The organism is Pseudomonas mucoides, from assembly GCF_015461845.1.
Classification (GTDB): domain Bacteria; phylum Pseudomonadota; class Gammaproteobacteria; order Pseudomonadales; family Pseudomonadaceae; genus Aquipseudomonas; species Aquipseudomonas mucoides.
The window spans coordinates 284,517-301,227 of record NZ_JACOPW010000003.1; the positions used below are offsets into that span (position 1 = coordinate 284,517).

Below are 16,711 nucleotides of genomic sequence, written 5' to 3' on the forward strand. Positions count from 1 at the left end.
AACAGGCGACTTGGCCGACCGGGAAGGCTGCGATACCATCCGACTCCCCAACGGACTCCCGCCAGGACGACGCGATGAACCGAGTGTTGTACCCAGGTACCTTCGACCCTATTACCAAGGGCCATGGCGACTTGGTCGAACGCGCCGCGCGCCTGTTCGATCATGTGATCATTGCCGTCGCCGCCAGCCCCAAGAAAAATCCGTTGTTTCCTCTGGAACAGCGTGTGGAGCTGGCCCGCGAGGTCACTAAACATCTGCCGAACGTTGAAGTCGTCGGTTTCTCGACGCTGCTCGCGCATTTCGCCAAAGAGAAGAACGCCAACGTGTTCCTGCGTGGTTTGCGTGCGGTCTCGGATTTCGAATACGAATTCCAGCTGGCCAACATGAACCGTCAGCTGGCGCCGGATGTGGAGAGCCTGTTTCTTACGCCTTCCGAGCGTTATTCGTTCATTTCCTCAACGCTGGTCCGTGAAATCGCGGCGCTGGGCGGTGATATCACCAAGTTCGTCCACCCTGCGGTGGCGGACGCTCTCACCGAGCGCTTCAAGAAGTAAAGACCGCTCAAGCGGCGCCCGCGTGCACTGCGGGCGCCAATGCGGCACAATTGCGCGCATTGGTTTATTGCGCCCGGGCCTGTCGCCCTGGCTGGAGTTAGCATGTCCCTGATCATCACCGACGATTGCATCAACTGCGACGTCTGCGAACCCGAGTGCCCGAACGCCGCCATTTCCCAAGGCGAAGAGATCTACGTCATCGACCCGAACCTGTGCACGCAGTGTGTCGGCCATTACGATGAACCTCAGTGCCAGCAAGTGTGCCCGGTGGATTGCATTCCGCTGGACGAAGCGCATCCGGAGACTGAAGACGAGTTGATGGAGAAGTACCGGAAGATTACCGGCAAGGCTTGAGTCAGATAGTTTTGTAGAGCCTGTTCGGGCCTCATCGCGGGCAAGCCTGCTCCCACCGTGTTTCGTGTCGTACGCAAAACCAATGTGGAGCGGGCTTGCCCGCGATGAGGCCATCAGCCACACCAAAGACGTAACTGCCTTCACTTCCGCCGCTCAAACCCCTCGCCGACACACCCCAGACACCGCACAAACGCCGCTTTCGCCGGGTCAACCACCAACGCCTGCCCCGCATCGCCAACGCCGCCACCCAGCGCGGTAAACGGCAACGACACCACAAACACGCCAGCACCGATCACCGTCGCCACGACCAGCAACGGTCGGGCAATCAGCAAATCACCGATCATGGCGTACGCCGGGGGATTCTGGAGGGTGTAGAGCGGGTCGCCGCTGCCGCTCTCTGCCGCAAACGCGCCGGCATTGGCGCCCAGCAGGCAGACAACGACAAGGATTCGAAACAGGTTCATGGCACGGTCCTTATGCGAGGCAGTGAGAACACTGACTATAGACCGCGCGAGTTTTCAGCTCTGACAGCGAGGGCAAAAGACGCTGGCGCGCTGCCCGAGTTTCACATCCCGCAGCTCCGTGCCGCAGACCTTGCAGGGCTCATGGCCCCGGCCATACACGAACAGTTCCTGCTGGAAGTAACCCGGCTGGCCGTCACCGCCGATAAAGTCGCGCAACGTGGTGCCGCCGCGCTCGATGGCGGCGGCGAGGATGCGTTTGATCTCGATCGCCAGTTTCAAATAACGCGCCCGGGAAATGCTCTTGGCTTCGCGGCGCGGATCAATGCCGGCGGCGAACAGCGCTTCGGTCGCATAGATATTGCCAACGCCCACCACCACGGCGTTATCCATGATGAACGGCTTGACCGCCATGGAGCGTCCGCGAGACTGCTGGAACAGGCGCTCGCCATCGAACAGGTCGGTCAATGGCTCAGGCCCGAGGCGAATCAGTAATTCGTGGTTGAGCGGGTCAAGGCTCCAGAGCATCGCGCCAAACCGTCGCGGATCGGTGTAACGCAGTGCCAGGCCGGATTCCAGCTCGATGTCCACATGCTCATGCTTGGCCGCCGGCAGGCCGGCTTCCACCAGCCGCAAATTCCCAGACATGCCCAAATGGCTGATCAACGTGCCGACTTCGGCATTGATCAACAGGTACTTGGCGCGCCGTTCCACCAGCACGATGCGCTGCCCGGACAACCGCACATCAAGGTCTTCGGGAATCGGCCAGCGCAGCCGCCGGTCACGCACGATCACCCGGCTGACCCGTTGGCCTTCCAGGTGCGGCGCAATTCCGCGGCGGGTGGTTTCGACTTCCGGCAGTTCAGGCATGGTGCACTCGAATCAGGCTATCCGGCTCTCAGCGATGAGCGCCAAGGTCGCGAATGGTTTGCTTGAGCGTCTCGAAGTCGTAATCCGAGAGGCCGACATAGTCGAGCACCAGAGGCCCGATGCTGTTCCATTCGTGGTCTTCGTTCTGGTTGCCCAGCACTCGATAGGACGCACAAATGTGTTCGGCCATCTTGAGGATCGCCAGCAGGTTCTTGAGCTGGGCATTGCGCGACGACTCATCGCTGAAAATCGCCAACGCGTTGTGGTGATTGGCGATTGCGGCGGTTACGTGGTCCGGCAGGCGCCAGGATTTGGCGGTGTAATAACCGACCACGGCGTGGTTGGTGTTGAACACGCGGTTCTCGGTGTCCACCACCCGGCATTCGGCGCTGGCGTTGGCATATGCCTCTTCCAGAACCGTCATGTAGTTGGGGAAACGCTGCAGCATCAGCGGCACACCGCAATCGTGGAACAGGCCCAGCGCGTACGCTTCGTCGCCGGCCTGGGCACCAATGCGCTTGGCCAGCGTCAGGCAGGTCATTGCCACATCCTGAGCCGTGTCCCAGAAGCGGTTCAAGGTGACGATGGTGTCGTCATTCATCTCGCCCTTGATCGACTGGGCGTTGATCAGGTTGATGATTGAACGGCTGCCCAGCAGGTTCACCGCCCGCTGGATCGAAGCAATCTTGTTGCTCAAGCCGTAATACGGCGAGTTGACGATCTTCAGCAAGGCGCCAGAAAGGCCCGGGTCTTGGGAGATCAGCTTCGCGATCACTTCCAGGTCCGGGTCGGGCATGTACTGCTCCATCTGCAAATCCACCATGATTTGCGGCTGGGCGGGCACGCTGATGCCTTGCAGGGACTGTTGGATCTGTTCGGTAGTCAGCTCTTGGGACATAAGTACACACTCTGGGCCAGGCGCAGATTCTAGCTTCTAAAAGTTGGATCCGACACCTTGGAGGGCGCATCTGCTGAAGTTTCATCTTTGGCGCGACCTTCACCGCATGTCCATCCACCAAACCGTGGCCTTGCGCAACACGCTATACTCCCGCTCTTTTTTCCGGAGCGACGTCATGTCCCTGCCTAGCCTGCGCCTCAAAGCCAACGCCGACCGTCGCCTGCGAAACGGCCACTTGTGGGTCTACAGCAACGAAATCGATGTCGCCGCCACCCCATTGCACGGCTTCAAGGCCGGTGATCAGGCGATCCTCGAAGCCGCCGGCGGCAAACCGCTGGGCATTGTTGCCATGAGCCCGAACAACCTGATCTGCGCCCGCCTGCTGTCGCGCGACATCAAGTTGCCGCTGGACAAGTCGTTGCTCGTCCACCGTATCAACGTCGCCCTGTCGCTGCGCGATCGCCTGTTTGACAAGCCGTTCTATCGCCTGGTCTACGGCGATTCCGACCTGCTGCCAGGCCTGGTGGTCGACCGTTTTGGCGACATCCTCGTGGTGCAGATCGCCTCGGCGACCATGGAAGCCCATAAAGAAGACGTGATCGCCGCGTTGACCCAAGTGCTCAAGCCAAGCGGCATTCTGTTCAAGAACGACTCCGCCGCCCGTGATGCGGAAGGCCTCAACCGCTACGTCGAAACCGTGTTCGGCCTGGTGCCGGAGTGGGTAGCGCTGGAAGAAAACGGCGTGAAATTCGAAGCACCGGTCATGCAAGGCCAGAAAACCGGCTGGTTCTACGACCACCGCATGAACCGTGCACGCCTGGCCCCGTATGCCAAAGGCAAACGCGTACTGGACCTGTACAGCTACATCGGTGGCTGGGGTGTCCAAGCGGCCGCCTTCGGCGCCAGTGAAGTGTTCTGCGTCGACGCGTCGGCCTTCGCCCTCGACGGCGTCGAGCGTAACGCCGCGCTGAACGGTTTCGCCGACAAAATGACCTGCATTGAAGGCGACGTGTTCGAAGCCCTCAAAGAGCTGAAAGCCAGCGAAGAACGTTTCGACGTGATCGTGGCCGACCCGCCGGCGTTCATCAAACGCAAGAAAGACATGAAGAACGGCGAAGGCGCCTACCGTCGCCTGAACGAGCAAGCCATGCGCCTGCTCAGCAAAGACGGCATCCTGGTGAGCGCTTCGTGCTCGATGCACCTGCCCGAAGATGACCTGCAAAACATCCTGCTGACCAGCGCGCGTCACCTGGACCGCAACATCCAGTTGCTGGAGCGCGGCGCTCAGGGCCCGGACCACCCGGTTCACCCGGCCATCGCTGAAACCCGCTACATCAAGAGCATCACCTGCCGCCTGCTGCCAAACAGCTGATCACGCCGGTTTGACGGGGAGCCCATCGGCTCCCCGTTCTATTACTCGATATTAATTTCTACAACTTCCTACACTTGCAATCCTTGCGACTTGCAGGACATTTCTCTGTGCTTTGCACTTTGGAGAATATGCCTTACAAAATTCAGGTGTCATTTCGATTGATCCGACAGAATAACTAGAACATTCCTACTCAATCTCTCCTTGATAAGAATTCATTACCAACTATGATTGAGTTGTCACATTGAAGTGACGCTCATTATCAATGACAAGGAGTTACAAACATGAAAGCAATTACTCTGGAAGCAAACACCATCGCCAACCTGGCTTTTCTGGTTGCGCCGAAAGCCCGCTAAGTAAATGAAGCGCTGGGGAGTGCCGGCTACCCAGCGTTCTCTAAGAAAAACCCCAGAGTGAACCGCCCATCATGCAGATAAACCCTTATCTCTTCATACTTCCGCGCACGCCCGATCAAATAGTATGGGATTATAAAAATCACAAACAGTACGAACTGGATCTTGACTATTCAACCCGACTGGCAGAACTGACCAACAACCCGAACAAGTTCAATCACAACAACAGTATAGACACCCAACTTCTCGAAGCAGGAATACTCACAACATCACCCCCCACTCATATTGAATGGGGCTGGGATGATCTGTCGAAAATATTCCATATCGGCACCAAGAACATCCCTTGCCAACATACCCCACAAGATATTCATGAATGGTCCAGAGAATATCTGAACCATTGCAGCGAAGTACTGGCCACACCGCCCCCGGACACCCGTCTGGCGGAACGTCTGGCAGACGAAAAGATTTCATTGCCGAAACCTGGATGCCTGCCGCAAAGCACTCTGGCAAATACCCTGATTGACCGAAAAACCTGCCGAACCTTCACCGGCGAGCCCCTCTCACTCGAAGCGGTCAGCACGTTGCTCTACTTGTCCCTCGGTTACTTGCGAGAACGTGAGGACGACGTCGACGAAAGCATCGCCGAAGGACTTGGCGCCCGCCGCACCAGCCCCTCCGGGGGTGGGCTAAACGCCTGTGAAGGCTTCCTGCTCGTACAAAACGTCAGCGGCCTGAAACCTGGGCTCTATGCCTACCATCCAAGCGAACATGCGTTGAGCTTCGTCAACCCGCTGCCAGGTCGACCGCTGGGGCAACTGCTGTGCGGGCAACACTTCATCAATAACCTGCCGGTGGGCCTGTTCATCACCAGTCGATTCGACAAACTGTGGTGGAAATATGAACACTCACGCGCCTATCGAATGGCCTACGTTGAAGCCGGGCATATTTCCCAGACCTTTCAGTTGGTGGCCACCTCGCTCGGCTTTAACACCTGGCTGACCGGCGCCCTGACCGATGATCAGGTCGAGACGCTGCTCGGCCTCAATGACAGCGCAGAACAGCCTTTGTTTTTTGTCGGTTGCGGCAACAGCGACGGGGACGTGCTGTGCAAGGAACTGAAAACGTTGCTGAACCGAAAGGCCCCGCAATCATGACCGACACCCGCCTTGAACAGGCAACACTTCCCACTGGCTGGGCCGATCGCTTTACCCTCGGCGACTGGGATAACCGCGCCGCGGTGCGAACCAGCAAACACACCTATTTATTGCCGCCCGATATTGAACAGCAACTGGAAACCCGGCATTGGTTCCCGCCCGCCTTCCTGCCGTATTTGAACCACCCGGCCGTCAAAGACGAGGGCCGGGCGATCACTCATCGACTGCCGGCCAATCATCTGGTGTATTTCCTCGACTACACCACCTTGCTCGAACACCGTATCGTTAATCGATCTGTCGAAACCATCGTCCATGACGAACTCGGTGTGAGCATTCCCCCGCGGATGAAAAACGCTGCGCTGCAGCTCTACACCGACGAGGGCTATCACGCCCTCTTTTCCAATGGCCTCGCCGAGCAGATTGCCGCGTTCTACGGCATGTTCGATCGGCCCGTCATGCCGCAGCGAATCACCCGGCTGCACGCCCTGCTCGAGCGCACACCTGACAAGCACAAGCCGCTGGCCTGGTTCCTCACCGGTTTCGTCTCCGAGACAATCATCGCCAAGGATCTGCTCGACATCTGTCGCGATGCGTTGGTGGACGGCGTTCAGGAAATGCTCAGGGACCACCTCGCCGACGAGGCGCGACACAGTCGCTATTTCTGCGAAGTGTTCCATTATCTGTGGCTGCACCTGACCAGCGCCCAACGCCTGTTCTGCGCGGGTCTGCTCCCGGAGCTCATTCGGGTTTTCTTTGAGATCGATGAGCATTGGCTGAGGGCAAGCTTTCGCGGTGTCGGCCTCAGGGAGACAGTCTGCCTGGAAATCACTGAAGGACTGTCCGATGCGCATGCCACTCTGCAACGGACCCGTTCGGGCGCCAGCGCGACCCTGAGCGCCCTGAAAAACGCCGGGTTCTTCGACCTGCCTTACAACCGGAAACTCTTCACCAAAGCCGGGCTTCTTGATGAATAGTGTTATCGACGCAACCCAGGTCAAAGAAAGCCGGGCCATGGTCATTCTGTTGATGGCCATGACGCTGCTTGCTGTTTTCCCCCTCGACGTCGTGCTTCCTTCCTTTCCCGCGCTCTCCGACCACTTCCGCACTACGCCTGTCGATATAGCGTTGTCCGTCAGCCTCTTTGCCATCGGCCTGGCGTTTTCACTGCTGCTGATCGGGCCGCTGTCCGACAGGTTCGGCCGCAAAAAACTGCTGCTAGGGGGAATTGCTCTGGCTGCCCTGGGTGCAACAGGTTGTCTGCTCGTCAGCGATTACGCCTGGTTTCTGTTCTTTCGCGTTATACAGGCGATGGGCTGCGGGTCGTTTGCCTTGTCACAGGCACTGGTCCAGGACCTGTTCTTCGGCCGCGAACTGGAACGACTGCGAATCTGGATGGCAACCGCCGGCGGGATATTCATTTCCAGTTCGCCGCTGATCGGCACCTGGCTACAGTTGCATGTGGGCTGGCAGGGCAGTTTTTATGTGTTCATCGGCCTGGCCATTATTGTCTGGTTGAGGTCCTGCTTCCTGCTGAAAGAAAGCCGTAGCAGTGTTCCATCGCCCCGGCGAATCTTCGGCGCTTATTGGCTGCTGCTTGGCGACATCCGCTTTACGGGTTACTGGCTGATATCCGGTCTCGCCTTCGCCTGCCATTTCTCGTTCATTGTCATTTCCCCACTCCTGTTCATGGAGCACCTGAAGCTTTCCGCCTATCAGTTCGCCTGGGCGCTGTTGCTGTACGGCGTCGCGTATGTGGTCGGCGGAATTATCGCCAGCCTCCTGCATCGCCATATGGAGGGCGACAGGCAAATCAATATCGGCTTGGGCCTGATTGCCCTCTCGGGCCTGGTGATGCCATGGCTGGTCTGGCAGTTTGGCCTGTCCGCCGCCACGGTGCTGATTCCCATGCTGATCTGTACTGCCGGCACCACCATTTGCCGCCCCATCGCCAACTCCAGGGCGATGAGCCTCTACCCCCAATACGCGGGTACCGCGACCTCGGCCGGCAGCCTGCTGATTTTCATGTGTGGCGGCTTGATCAGCGCCGTGATCAACCTGGCCAGCGCCTACCTGACCACGGCCCTGGCCGTGTGCTTTTTGATTTTGAGTGCGGTGGGTATCGGCCTGAACGCCCTGATCAGTCGCCGCTAACTGCGCATCAGGGCAACATGCCGACAACCCTGTCCACACGTCTTGTCAGCACTATCTCCAAAGCGGCAGCCATTCCCTCCTGACGCCAGCCGTGTAGAATCGCGACATTCATCGCCAGTCATCCCCCGGCGGGTTTATGAGCTCAAGCTGAAGCGCGCGGCGATCCCGCAAAGTTATCGGCAACTTCCGGACACACGGCCATTTCTGAGTGTTCCAGACGTCAATAGAAGCTCACTTCCCTTTTGATAACTGATTAACCGCCCGGAGTGCTTCATGCCTGATTACCGCTCGAAAACATCCACCCACGGTCGCAACATGGCCGGCGCCCGCGCACTGTGGCGCGCCACGGGGATGAAAGATGACGACTTCAAAAAGCCGATCATCGCCATTGCCAACTCCTTCACCCAGTTCGTACCGGGCCACGTCCACCTCAAGGACCTGGGCCAACTGGTCGCCCGCGAAATCGAACGCGCCGGCGGTGTAGCCAAAGAATTCAACACCATCGCCGTGGATGACGGCATCGCCATGGGCCACGACGGCATGCTGTATTCGCTGCCGAGCCGGGAGATCATCGCCGACTCCGTCGAGTACATGGTCAACGCCCACTGCGCCGACGCCATCGTCTGCATCTCCAACTGCGACAAGATCACCCCTGGCATGTTGATGGCGTCCCTGCGCCTGAACATCCCGGTGATCTTCGTGTCCGGCGGCCCGATGGAAGCCGGCAAGACCAAACTGGCCAGCCACGGTCTCGACCTCGTCGACGCCATGGTGATCGCCGCCGACTCCAGCGCTTCTGACGAGAAAGTCGCTGAGTACGAGCGCAGCGCCTGCCCGACGTGCGGTTCGTGCTCCGGCATGTTCACCGCCAACTCAATGAACTGCCTGGTCGAAGCCCTGGGCCTGGCATTGCCGGGCAACGGTTCGACCCTGGCCACCCACAGCGACCGTGAGCAATTGTTCCTGCAGGCCGGGCGCACCATCGTCGAGCTGTGCAAGCGTTATTACACCGAGAACGACGAGTCGGTACTGCCGCGCAACATCGCCAACTTCAAGGCGTTCGAAAATGCCATGACGCTGGACATCGCCATGGGCGGTTCCACCAACACCATCCTGCACTTGCTGGCCGCGGCCCAGGAAGCCGAGATCGATTTCGACCTGCGCGACATCGACCGCCTGTCCCGTCACGTGCCGCAACTGTGCAAAGTCGCGCCGAACATCCAGAAGTACCACATGGAAGACGTGCACCGTGCCGGCGGGATCTTCAGCATCCTCGGCTCCCTGGCCCGTGGCGGCCTGTTGCACACCGACCTGCCGACCGTGCACAGCAAGACCCTGGCCGAAGGCATTGCCAAGTGGGACATCACCCAGACTGACGACGAAGCGGTGCATCACTTCTTCAAGGCCGGCCCGGCAGGCATTCCGACGCAAACCGCGTTCAGTCAGTCGACCCGTTGGGAAACCCTCGACGACGACCGTGAAAACGGCTGCATCCGCAGCGTCGAGCATGCTTACTCGAAAGAAGGCGGCCTGGCCGTTCTCTACGGCAACATCGCATTGGATGGCTGCGTAGTGAAAACCGCGGGCGTCGACGAGTCGATCCACGTCTTCGAAGGCAACGCGAAGATCTTCGAAAGCCAGGACAGCGCCGTACGCGGCATTCTCGCTGACGAAGTGAAGGCCGGCGACATCGTGATCATTCGTTACGAAGGCCCGAAAGGCGGCCCGGGCATGCAGGAAATGCTGTACCCGACGTCTTACCTGAAATCCAAAGGCCTGGGCAAAGCCTGCGCCCTGCTCACCGACGGCCGCTTCTCCGGCGGCACCTCGGGCCTGTCCATCGGCCACGCTTCGCCAGAAGCAGCAGCGGGCGGTGCGATTGGTCTGGTGCAGGACGGCGACAAAGTGCTGATCGACATTCCAAACCGCTCGATCAACCTGTTGATCAGCGACGAAGAAATGGCCGGGCGTCGTGCCGAGCAAGATCAGAAAGGCTGGAAGCCTGTGGAAAAACGTCCACGCAAGGTGACCACCGCACTGAAAGCCTACGCCCTGCTGGCGACCAGCGCCGACAAGGGTGCTGTACGTAACAAGGCGATGCTCGACGGGCTGTAAGCGTCAATCGCAGAAATAAAAATGCCCCGCCAAGTGCGGGGCATTTTTTTGACCACGATCCCCCAAACACTGGAGATCAACGGTGGGAACTGGCTTGCCTGCGATGCGGACAACTCGGTCTATCTGACTAACCGCGTCGAGGCTATCGCAGGCAAGCCAGCTCCCACATGGACCGTGCGTTTACCTTTACTGGATCTCTTCCGGTTTCACGATCACCCAGTTCTTGTCCGCCGTAACCTCAAGCCCTTCCTTGGCCTGGGCCGCCGCATTCTTGGCCATCATGCCGTTAATCTGGGTCATGTATTTGTCCTTGCGGTTAACCCACAAGTGAATGCCACCCTTGGCCACGTCGACGCTGTGGAACAGCATGTAACCATCGCTGCTCGGGGTGTCGCCGCCAACCAGGACCGGTTTTTTCCACTCATCGATGTAAGTCAGGATCGCTGCTTGCTTACCCGCCATCCAGGTCGCAGGGGTCCACAGGTACGGGGTCAGTTCAAGGCCAAGGTTAGCCTTCTCGTCATACTTGCCGGCGGTGATCTGTTTGCGCGCGGTGGTCAGCTCGCCAGACTTCGGATCCTTCAGCAGCAGGCTCACGCCGATGACGTTCTGCGGTTTGACGTTGTAGCCGTACTTCGGATCGGAAGCGACCATGCGCACCAGCTCTTCGGAGGCGGCGGTCATCACATAGACCTCGATGCCGTTCTCCATCAGCTTGTTGTACAGCTCAGCCTGGCCGGTGAAGACTTTCGGCGGGTTGACGTCGAGTTTCTTGACCACATCACCGTCGTAGTAAGTAGCCGGCACCGGTTTGCCGGACGCCATCAGCTCGTCGACATAACCTTTGAGTTCTTTAAGGGTGAAGCCGGAGAACACTTGCGCAACCCATGGGTAGCACACCATGTCGTCAATTTCGCAGAGGCGGTAGTAGTAGCTGAACAGGCTTTCCTTGTGGTCAGCAGTGTCCTTGAACGGAATCAGTTTCAGGGAAGGGTCGAGTTTGTCGCGGGTGATCAGGCCCTTGTTCTCCATATAGGGCAGCAACGACTCTTCGAGGTCGTAGCGGTAACTGGTGTTGTCCATGTCGAACACCGCGTAGTTACCTTTGTTGGCGTTGGCGGCAATCATTGCATCCAGCGCCTTGGCCTGATCGGCTGGCCAGTGTTTCAAATCGGTGGCGAATGCCTGGCCCGCAAGGCCCAGGCAAATGGCTGCAGCCAGCATTTTTGGTATGAATTTCATCGACGACTCTCCCTGAATGTGAAAGACATCGACGCTAACAAATAAGTGTGACAGTCCTCGTCTGTCAGCGACCGTTACCGTACCCATCGCGCCAGCTGCATCCCCGACAGCGACACCGGCTTATTCCAAAAACGACAGTTCACCTCTGATTTTGGTATTAATTCATTAGATATCAAGCTGTTAGGCTTTCCGGTTCGCGGCTGCCCCGGAAGGTAGCTGGCACATGTCTGATCGGAGTTTTTATGAATCTGCCGCTGATCCTCAATCTGCTGGTGTTCCTTGCCCTGCTTTTTGGCCTGGCACAAACCCGCCACACCACCTGGAGCCTGGCAAAAAAAGTCCTGCTCGCCCTGGTGTTGGGCGTGGTGTTTGGTGTGGCGCTGCACACCGTTTATGGCGCCGGCAATCCGGTCCTGAAAGCCTCGATCGGCTGGTTCGATCTGGTGGGTAACGGTTACGTGCAGTTGCTGCAAATGATCGTGATCCCGCTGGTGTTCGCCTCGATCCTCAGCGCCGTGGCCCGTCTGCACAATGCGTCGTCATTGGGCAAGATCAGCTTCCTGACCATTGGCACGCTGCTGTTCACCACCGCCATCGCGGCGTTGATCGGCATCGGTCTGACCAACCTGTTTGGCCTGACCGCCGAAGGCCTGGTGGCCGGCACCCAGGAAATGGCGCGCCTGCAAACCATCCAGACCGACTACGCCGGCAAGGTAGCGGACCTGAACGTGCCGCAGCTGTTGCTCTCGTTCATCCCGCAAAACCCGTTCGCCGATCTGGCGCGCGCCAAACCGACCTCGATCATCAGCGTGGTGATTTTTGCGGCTTTCCTCGGTGTCGCCGCCTTGCAATTGCTCAAGGATGACGTCGAGAAAGGTCAGAAAGTGATCAACGCCATCGACACCCTGCAAGCCTGGGTGATGCGTCTGGTGCGCCTGGTGATGAAACTGACCCCGTACGGCGTGCTGGCGCTGATGACCAAAGTGGTCGCCGGTTCCAACCTGCAAGACATCATCAAGCTCGGCAGTTTTGTCGTGGTGTCCTACATCGGCCTGGGTCTGATGTTTGTGGTCCATGGTCTGCTGGTGTCGGCGGCCGGGATCAACCCGTTGCGGTTCTTCCGCAAAGTCTGGCCGGTGCTGACGTTTGCGTTCACCAGCCGCTCGAGCGCGGCGACGATTCCGTTGAGCATCGAAGCACAGACCCGCCGTTTGGGTATTCCGCAATCCATCGCCAGCTTCGCCGCGTCGTTCGGAGCGACCATTGGCCAGAACGGCTGTGCCGGTCTGTACCCGGCGATGTTGGCGGTGATGGTCGCGCCGACCGTGGGCATCAACCCGCTGGACCCGCTATGGATCGCGACGTTGGTAGCGATCGTGACGCTGAGTTCGGCCGGTGTGGCGGGTGTGGGCGGCGGGGCGACATTCGCCGCGTTGATCGTGTTGCCGGCGATGGGCTTGCCGGTGTCACTGGTGGCGTTGCTGATTTCGGTCGAACCGCTGATTGACATGGGACGCACGGCGCTGAACGTCAGTGGATCGATGACGGCGGGGGCGATTACCAGCCAGATCATGCAGCAGACGGATAAAGAATTGCTGGATGCGGATGAGCATTCGGAGTTGGCTCACGCTTAAGTCTTCATCAACAGGACCGGCCCCATCGCGGGCAAGCCCGGCTCCCACAGGGATCAGTGGTGCTCACACATTGTGTGTTTCACCTCAAACCTCTGTAGGAGCCGGGCTTGCCCGCGATGCTTTTAGGCTTTTTCCCAGACTTCGAAGTTGTATGCCGGCTTATCGCCTTCAGCTGGATTCGGGGTGTTGGACACCAATTTCCACTGGCCCAAATCAAACTCCGGAAACCACGCATCCCCTTCCGGGCTCAGCGCCACGCGGGTCAGATACAACCGGTCCGCCTGCGCCATCCCCTGCGCATACAACTGCGCGCCGCCAATCAGCATCAGCTCATCGACGCCCTGCGCCTTCGCCCATTCTTCGGCGCGAACCACCGCGGCTTCGAGCGACGGGTAAACCTCGGCGCCTTCCAGCACCAGGTCCGCCTGACGGCTGACCACGATGTTCAACCGGCCCGGCAGCGGCCGACCGAGGGAATCCCAGGTCTTGCGCCCCATGATGATCGGCTTGCCCAGGGTGGTGGCCTTGAAGTATTTGAAGTCCCCCGGCAAGTGCCAGGGCATGCTGTTGTCGACGCCGATCACGCGGTTTTCACCGAGGGCTGCGATCAGGCTGAGGGGGAGTGATTTAGTCATGCCGGCGAGGATACCAGAGCCATCCGTACCCCGATAAGCGCCACAGCGGTTATGCTCACAGCTCAATGGAGCGATGGGATCGCGCGTGACTGAACTGACTGGACTGCAAAATCTCTGGCTGACCGAAACCGTGCGTCTGCGTGAAGAACACGCCGGCCCGCTGGAAGACACGGAAGCCAACCGACTGGCCCGAAGTGCTGGTGGTGACTTGTCGACACGGATTCAACGGCGGGCCGTGTGGCTGGCCGAACGCGATGGTTTGGCCAACGCCCTGCAACACTGGCTGCAAGGTGCGCGACTGGCGCTGATCGTGATGGCGGTGCTGGCCGTGGTGAGCGGTGCCGGTCTGGCTTTCGCCGCGATGGGTGACGGGCAAACCCCGGTGAATGTGTTCTGGGCCCTGGGCAGTCTGCTCGGGCTGAACCTGATTCTGTTACTGAGCTGGGCGCTGGGCCTGATGTTCGCGGGTGAACACGGCGCCACCCTCGGGCGCTTATGGTTGTGGCTCAGCGAAAAACTCGCCCGCGACGCCAAAGCCGCGCAACTGGCCCCGGCCCTCCTGCTGTTATTGCAACGGCACAAACTCAATCGCTGGGCGGTCGGTACGCTAATCAACGGTTTGTGGCTGCTGGCGATGCTCAGCGCCTTGGCGATTCTGCTGACGCTGATGGCGACCCGACGCTACGGCTTCGTCTGGGAAACCACCATTCTGAGCGGCGACACCTTCGTCGCCATGACTCAGGCCCTCGGCGCGCTCCCGGCCCTGCTCGGCTTCAGCGTGCCTACCGTGGAAATGATCCGCGCCAGCGGCGATGCCGCGCTGAACATCGAAAGTGCTCGACAGGCCTGGGCCGCCTGGCTGGTTGGCGTCCTGTTGATCTACGGTGTGCTGCCGCGTTTGCTGCTGATGCTGTTTTGTCGGTGGCGCTGGAAAACCGGCCAGGCAAAACTGCATCTGGACCTGAACCTGCCCGGCTACGCCCAGTTGCGCGAGCGATTGATGCCCACCAGCGAACGCCTGGGCATCAGCGACGCCGCACCGGAGAAACTGCATCGCGTCGAAAGCGGTGTCACCGACCAGCAAAGCGACGGTGCCCTGCTGGTCGCCATCGAACTCGATGACCAACGCCCGTGGCCACCGCAATTGCCGAAGACCGTGGGCAACGCCGGAATACTCGACAGCCGTGAATCGCGCCACCGACTCCTCGAACAATTGAGCCGCTTTCCGCCCGCACGCCTGCTCATCGCTTGCGACCCGCGGCGCTCGCCGGACCGCGGCAGCCTGGCGCTGATCGCCGAACTGGCGCGCAATGCTGCCGCCACTCGCGTCTGGCTGCTGCAAGCGCCACCCGGCGAAGCGCTGGACGCCGAACGGCTGGGTGACTGGCACGTCGCATTGCAGCAACTGGAGTTGCCGTTCGCCGATTGTGCGCCGATGAACTGGCTGGAGACCGGTCATGAGTAACGCCTGGAAGGCCCCGTTGAAGCTCGCTGTGGTTGGCCACACCAACGTCGGCAAAACCTCATTGCTGCGCACCCTGACCCGCGATGTCGGCTTCGGCGAAGTGTCCCATCGTCCCAGCACCACGCGTCACGTCGAAGGCGCACGCTTGTCGGTGGAGGGCGAGCCGCTGCTCGACCTCTACGATACCCCCGGCCTGGAAGACGCCATCGCCCTGCTCGACTACCTCGAACGCCTGGAGCGTCCCGGCGAACGCCTCGACGGTCCGGCCCGCCTGGCGCGATTCCTTGAGGGCAGCGAAGCCCGGCAGCGCTTTGAGCAGGAAGCCAAAGTGCTGCGGCAACTGCTCACCTGCGACGCCGGCCTCTACGTGATCGACGCCCGCGAACCGGTGCTGGCCAAGTACCGCGACGAACTGGAAGTGCTGGCCAGTTGTGGCAAGCCGCTGCTGCCGGTGCTGAATTTTGTCAGCAGCGCCAACCACCGCGAGCCGGATTGGCGTGAAGCGTTGGCGCGTTTGGGCTTGCATGCACTGGTGCGTTTCGACAGCGTCGCACCGCCGGAAGATGGCGAACGTCGCCTCTATGAAAGCCTCGCGCTGCTGCTGGAAAATTCCCGTGAACAGCTTGAACGCTTGATCGCCGATCAACAGGCCCAGCGCCTCGCCCGTCATCAGAGTGCAGTCCGGTTGATTGCCGAATTGTTGATTGATTGCGCCGCCTGCCGACGCAGCGTCGCCAGCGATGCAGAGCAGGAACGGCACGCCATCAGCGAACTGCACAAAGCCGTGCGCCAGCGCGAACAACGCTGCGTTGAAGCGCTGCTCAAGCTTTACGCCTTTCGCCCACAGGATGCGGCGGCCAGTGATTTACCGCTGCTCGATGGCCGTTGGGGCGATGATTTGTTTAACCCGGAAACCTTGAAACAGCTGGGTGTACGGGTCGGCAGCGGGATCGCCGCTGGCGCGGCAGCCGGGGCCGGGGTCGACTTGCTGGTGGGCGGCCTGACCCTGGGTGCGGCAGCATTGGCCGGCGCGATTGCCGGTGGCGCACTGCAAACCGCGCGCAGCTATGGCAGCCGGTTAATCGGCAAGATCAAAGGCCAGCGAGAACTGACCATCGATGACAGCGTATTGCGGTTGTTGGCGTTGCGTCAGCGTCAGCTGTTGCAGGCGCTGAACGCGCGCGGGCATGCGGCCATGGACAGCATTCAGGTCGCCACGCCCCAGGACAAGACCTGGCGCGAAGGCAAGTTACCCGAGGCACTGAACAAGGCGCGGGCGCATCCGCAGTGGTCGTCGCTGAATCCACAGGTGAAGTTGAATCAGGCGCAAAGGCAGGAGCAGGTAGAGGTATTGGCGCAGCAGTTGTGAGCCTTGATGCCTGGGGTGTTTGGGCGGCCCCTTCGCGAGCAGGCTCGCGCCCACATGGGAATGCGTTCCCCCTCTAGGAGTGAGCCT

15 protein-coding genes are annotated in these 16,711 nt (G+C 59.9%); 10 read left to right on the forward strand and 5 right to left on the reverse strand.

The window, feature by feature from the left end; translation table 11 throughout:
* Positions 1-74 precede the first annotated feature (74 nt).
* Positions 75-554: a pantetheine-phosphate adenylyltransferase gene (gene coaD / locus H8F22_RS16180; protein WP_007945531.1), complete on the forward strand. Its 480-nt coding sequence runs from the start codon at positions 75-77 to the stop codon at positions 552-554.
* Positions 555-656: 102 nt separating this feature from the next.
* Entirely contained in the window at positions 657-908 is a 252-nt protein-coding gene (locus H8F22_RS16185) for a YfhL family 4Fe-4S dicluster ferredoxin (protein ID WP_007945532.1), read from the forward strand.
* Between the two features lie 140 nt (positions 909-1,048).
* On the opposite strand, the gene H8F22_RS16190 is transcribed toward H8F22_RS16185, so the two are convergent.
* Genes H8F22_RS16190 through H8F22_RS16200 form a run of 3 tightly spaced genes read right to left on the reverse strand, consistent with a single transcriptional unit; the run spans position 1,049 to position 3,083 of the window.
* Entirely contained in the window at positions 1,049-1,372 is a 324-nt protein-coding gene (locus H8F22_RS16190; protein WP_194940454.1) for a multidrug transporter, read from the reverse strand.
* Positions 1,373-1,426: 54 nt separating this feature from the next.
* Positions 1,427-2,239 carry a bifunctional DNA-formamidopyrimidine glycosylase/DNA-(apurinic or apyrimidinic site) lyase gene (mutM, locus tag H8F22_RS16195; protein ID WP_027926534.1) on the reverse strand — a complete coding sequence of 271 codons (813 nt, stop codon included), beginning with the start codon at positions 2,237-2,239 and terminating at the stop codon, positions 1,427-1,429.
* A 28-nt stretch (positions 2,240-2,267) separates the two neighbouring features.
* A complete protein-coding gene (locus tag H8F22_RS16200; RefSeq protein ID WP_172825965.1) occupies positions 2,268-3,083 on the reverse strand; it encodes an HDOD domain-containing protein in 816 nt (271 codons plus the stop codon).
* Positions 3,084-3,312: 229 nt separating this feature from the next.
* Here H8F22_RS16200 and H8F22_RS16205 point away from each other — a divergent pair, with 229 nt between their 5' ends.
* The 5 genes from H8F22_RS16205 (at position 3,313) to ilvD (ending at position 10,279) form a co-directional block, all read left to right on the forward strand.
* Positions 3,313-4,509: a class I SAM-dependent rRNA methyltransferase gene (locus tag H8F22_RS16205; protein WP_007945535.1), complete on the forward strand. Its 1,197-nt coding sequence runs from the start codon at positions 3,313-3,315 to the stop codon at positions 4,507-4,509.
* Between the two features lie 424 nt (positions 4,510-4,933).
* Complete coding sequence (locus H8F22_RS16210; protein WP_027926532.1) at positions 4,934-6,013, forward strand: SagB family peptide dehydrogenase; 1,080 nt, start codon at positions 4,934-4,936, stop codon at positions 6,011-6,013.
* A complete protein-coding gene (locus tag H8F22_RS16215; RefSeq protein ID WP_194940455.1) occupies positions 6,010-6,987 on the forward strand; it encodes a diiron oxygenase in 978 nt (325 codons plus the stop codon). Before H8F22_RS16210 ends, H8F22_RS16215 begins: the two co-directional genes overlap by 4 nt.
* Positions 6,980-8,164, forward strand: coding sequence for an MFS transporter (locus tag H8F22_RS16220; protein ID WP_050590261.1), 1,185 nt, complete (start codon positions 6,980-6,982; stop codon positions 8,162-8,164). Before H8F22_RS16215 ends, H8F22_RS16220 begins: the two co-directional genes overlap by 8 nt.
* A gap of 273 nt (positions 8,165-8,437) precedes the next feature.
* Positions 8,438-10,279: a dihydroxy-acid dehydratase gene (gene ilvD, locus H8F22_RS16225; RefSeq protein WP_027926529.1), complete on the forward strand. Its 1,842-nt coding sequence runs from the start codon at positions 8,438-8,440 to the stop codon at positions 10,277-10,279.
* A gap of 186 nt (positions 10,280-10,465) precedes the next feature.
* On the opposite strand, the gene H8F22_RS16230 is transcribed toward ilvD, so the two are convergent.
* On the reverse strand, positions 10,466-11,521 hold the full coding sequence (locus H8F22_RS16230; RefSeq protein ID WP_027926528.1) for an HAD family hydrolase: 1,056 nt from the start codon (positions 11,519-11,521) through the stop codon (positions 10,466-10,468).
* 242 nt (positions 11,522-11,763) lie between these two features.
* Here H8F22_RS16230 and H8F22_RS16235 point away from each other — a divergent pair, with 242 nt between their 5' ends.
* On the forward strand, positions 11,764-13,155 hold the full coding sequence (locus H8F22_RS16235; protein ID WP_059182009.1) for an L-cystine transporter: 1,392 nt from the start codon (positions 11,764-11,766) through the stop codon (positions 13,153-13,155).
* Positions 13,156-13,277: 122 nt separating this feature from the next.
* Here the strand turns inward: H8F22_RS16235 and H8F22_RS16240 are convergent, their stop codons facing one another.
* Positions 13,278-13,790, reverse strand: coding sequence for a dihydrofolate reductase (locus H8F22_RS16240; RefSeq protein WP_059182008.1), 513 nt, complete (start codon positions 13,788-13,790; stop codon positions 13,278-13,280).
* Positions 13,791-13,875: 85 nt separating this feature from the next.
* Here H8F22_RS16240 and H8F22_RS16245 point away from each other — a divergent pair, with 85 nt between their 5' ends.
* Both H8F22_RS16245 and H8F22_RS16250 read left to right on the forward strand, forming a co-directional pair.
* On the forward strand, positions 13,876-15,255 hold the full coding sequence (locus H8F22_RS16245; RefSeq protein WP_059183048.1) for a DUF2868 domain-containing protein: 1,380 nt from the start codon (positions 13,876-13,878) through the stop codon (positions 15,253-15,255).
* Complete coding sequence (locus H8F22_RS16250; RefSeq protein WP_027926524.1) at positions 15,248-16,624, forward strand: GTPase/DUF3482 domain-containing protein; 1,377 nt, start codon at positions 15,248-15,250, stop codon at positions 16,622-16,624. Before H8F22_RS16245 ends, H8F22_RS16250 begins: the two co-directional genes overlap by 8 nt.
* The last annotated feature ends 87 nt before the right edge of the window (positions 16,625-16,711 follow it).

Bases quoted from the DNA above. Each gene is read 5' to 3' on its own strand.
- coaD (WP_007945531.1), top strand. From the start codon at position 75: ATGAACCGAGTGTTGTACCCAGGTACCTTCGACCCTATTACCAAGGGC.
- H8F22_RS16185 (WP_007945532.1), top strand. From the start codon at position 657: ATGTCCCTGATCATCACCGACGATTGCATCAACTGCGACGTCTGCGAA.
- H8F22_RS16190 (WP_194940454.1), bottom strand. From the start codon at position 1,372: ATGAACCTGTTTCGAATCCTTGTCGTTGTCTGCCTGCTGGGCGCCAAT.
- mutM (WP_027926534.1), bottom strand. From the start codon at position 2,239: ATGCCTGAACTGCCGGAAGTCGAAACCACCCGCCGCGGAATTGCGCCG.
- H8F22_RS16205 (WP_007945535.1), top strand. From the start codon at position 3,313: ATGTCCCTGCCTAGCCTGCGCCTCAAAGCCAACGCCGACCGTCGCCTG.
- H8F22_RS16210 (WP_027926532.1), top strand. From the start codon at position 4,934: ATGCAGATAAACCCTTATCTCTTCATACTTCCGCGCACGCCCGATCAA.
- H8F22_RS16215 (WP_194940455.1), top strand. From the start codon at position 6,010: ATGACCGACACCCGCCTTGAACAGGCAACACTTCCCACTGGCTGGGCC.
- H8F22_RS16220 (WP_050590261.1), top strand. From the start codon at position 6,980: ATGAATAGTGTTATCGACGCAACCCAGGTCAAAGAAAGCCGGGCCATG.
- ilvD (WP_027926529.1), top strand. From the start codon at position 8,438: ATGCCTGATTACCGCTCGAAAACATCCACCCACGGTCGCAACATGGCC.
- H8F22_RS16230 (WP_027926528.1), bottom strand. From the start codon at position 11,521: ATGAAATTCATACCAAAAATGCTGGCTGCAGCCATTTGCCTGGGCCTT.
- H8F22_RS16235 (WP_059182009.1), top strand. From the start codon at position 11,764: ATGAATCTGCCGCTGATCCTCAATCTGCTGGTGTTCCTTGCCCTGCTT.
- H8F22_RS16240 (WP_059182008.1), bottom strand. From the start codon at position 13,790: ATGACTAAATCACTCCCCCTCAGCCTGATCGCAGCCCTCGGTGAAAAC.
- H8F22_RS16250 (WP_027926524.1), top strand. From the start codon at position 15,248: ATGAGTAACGCCTGGAAGGCCCCGTTGAAGCTCGCTGTGGTTGGCCAC.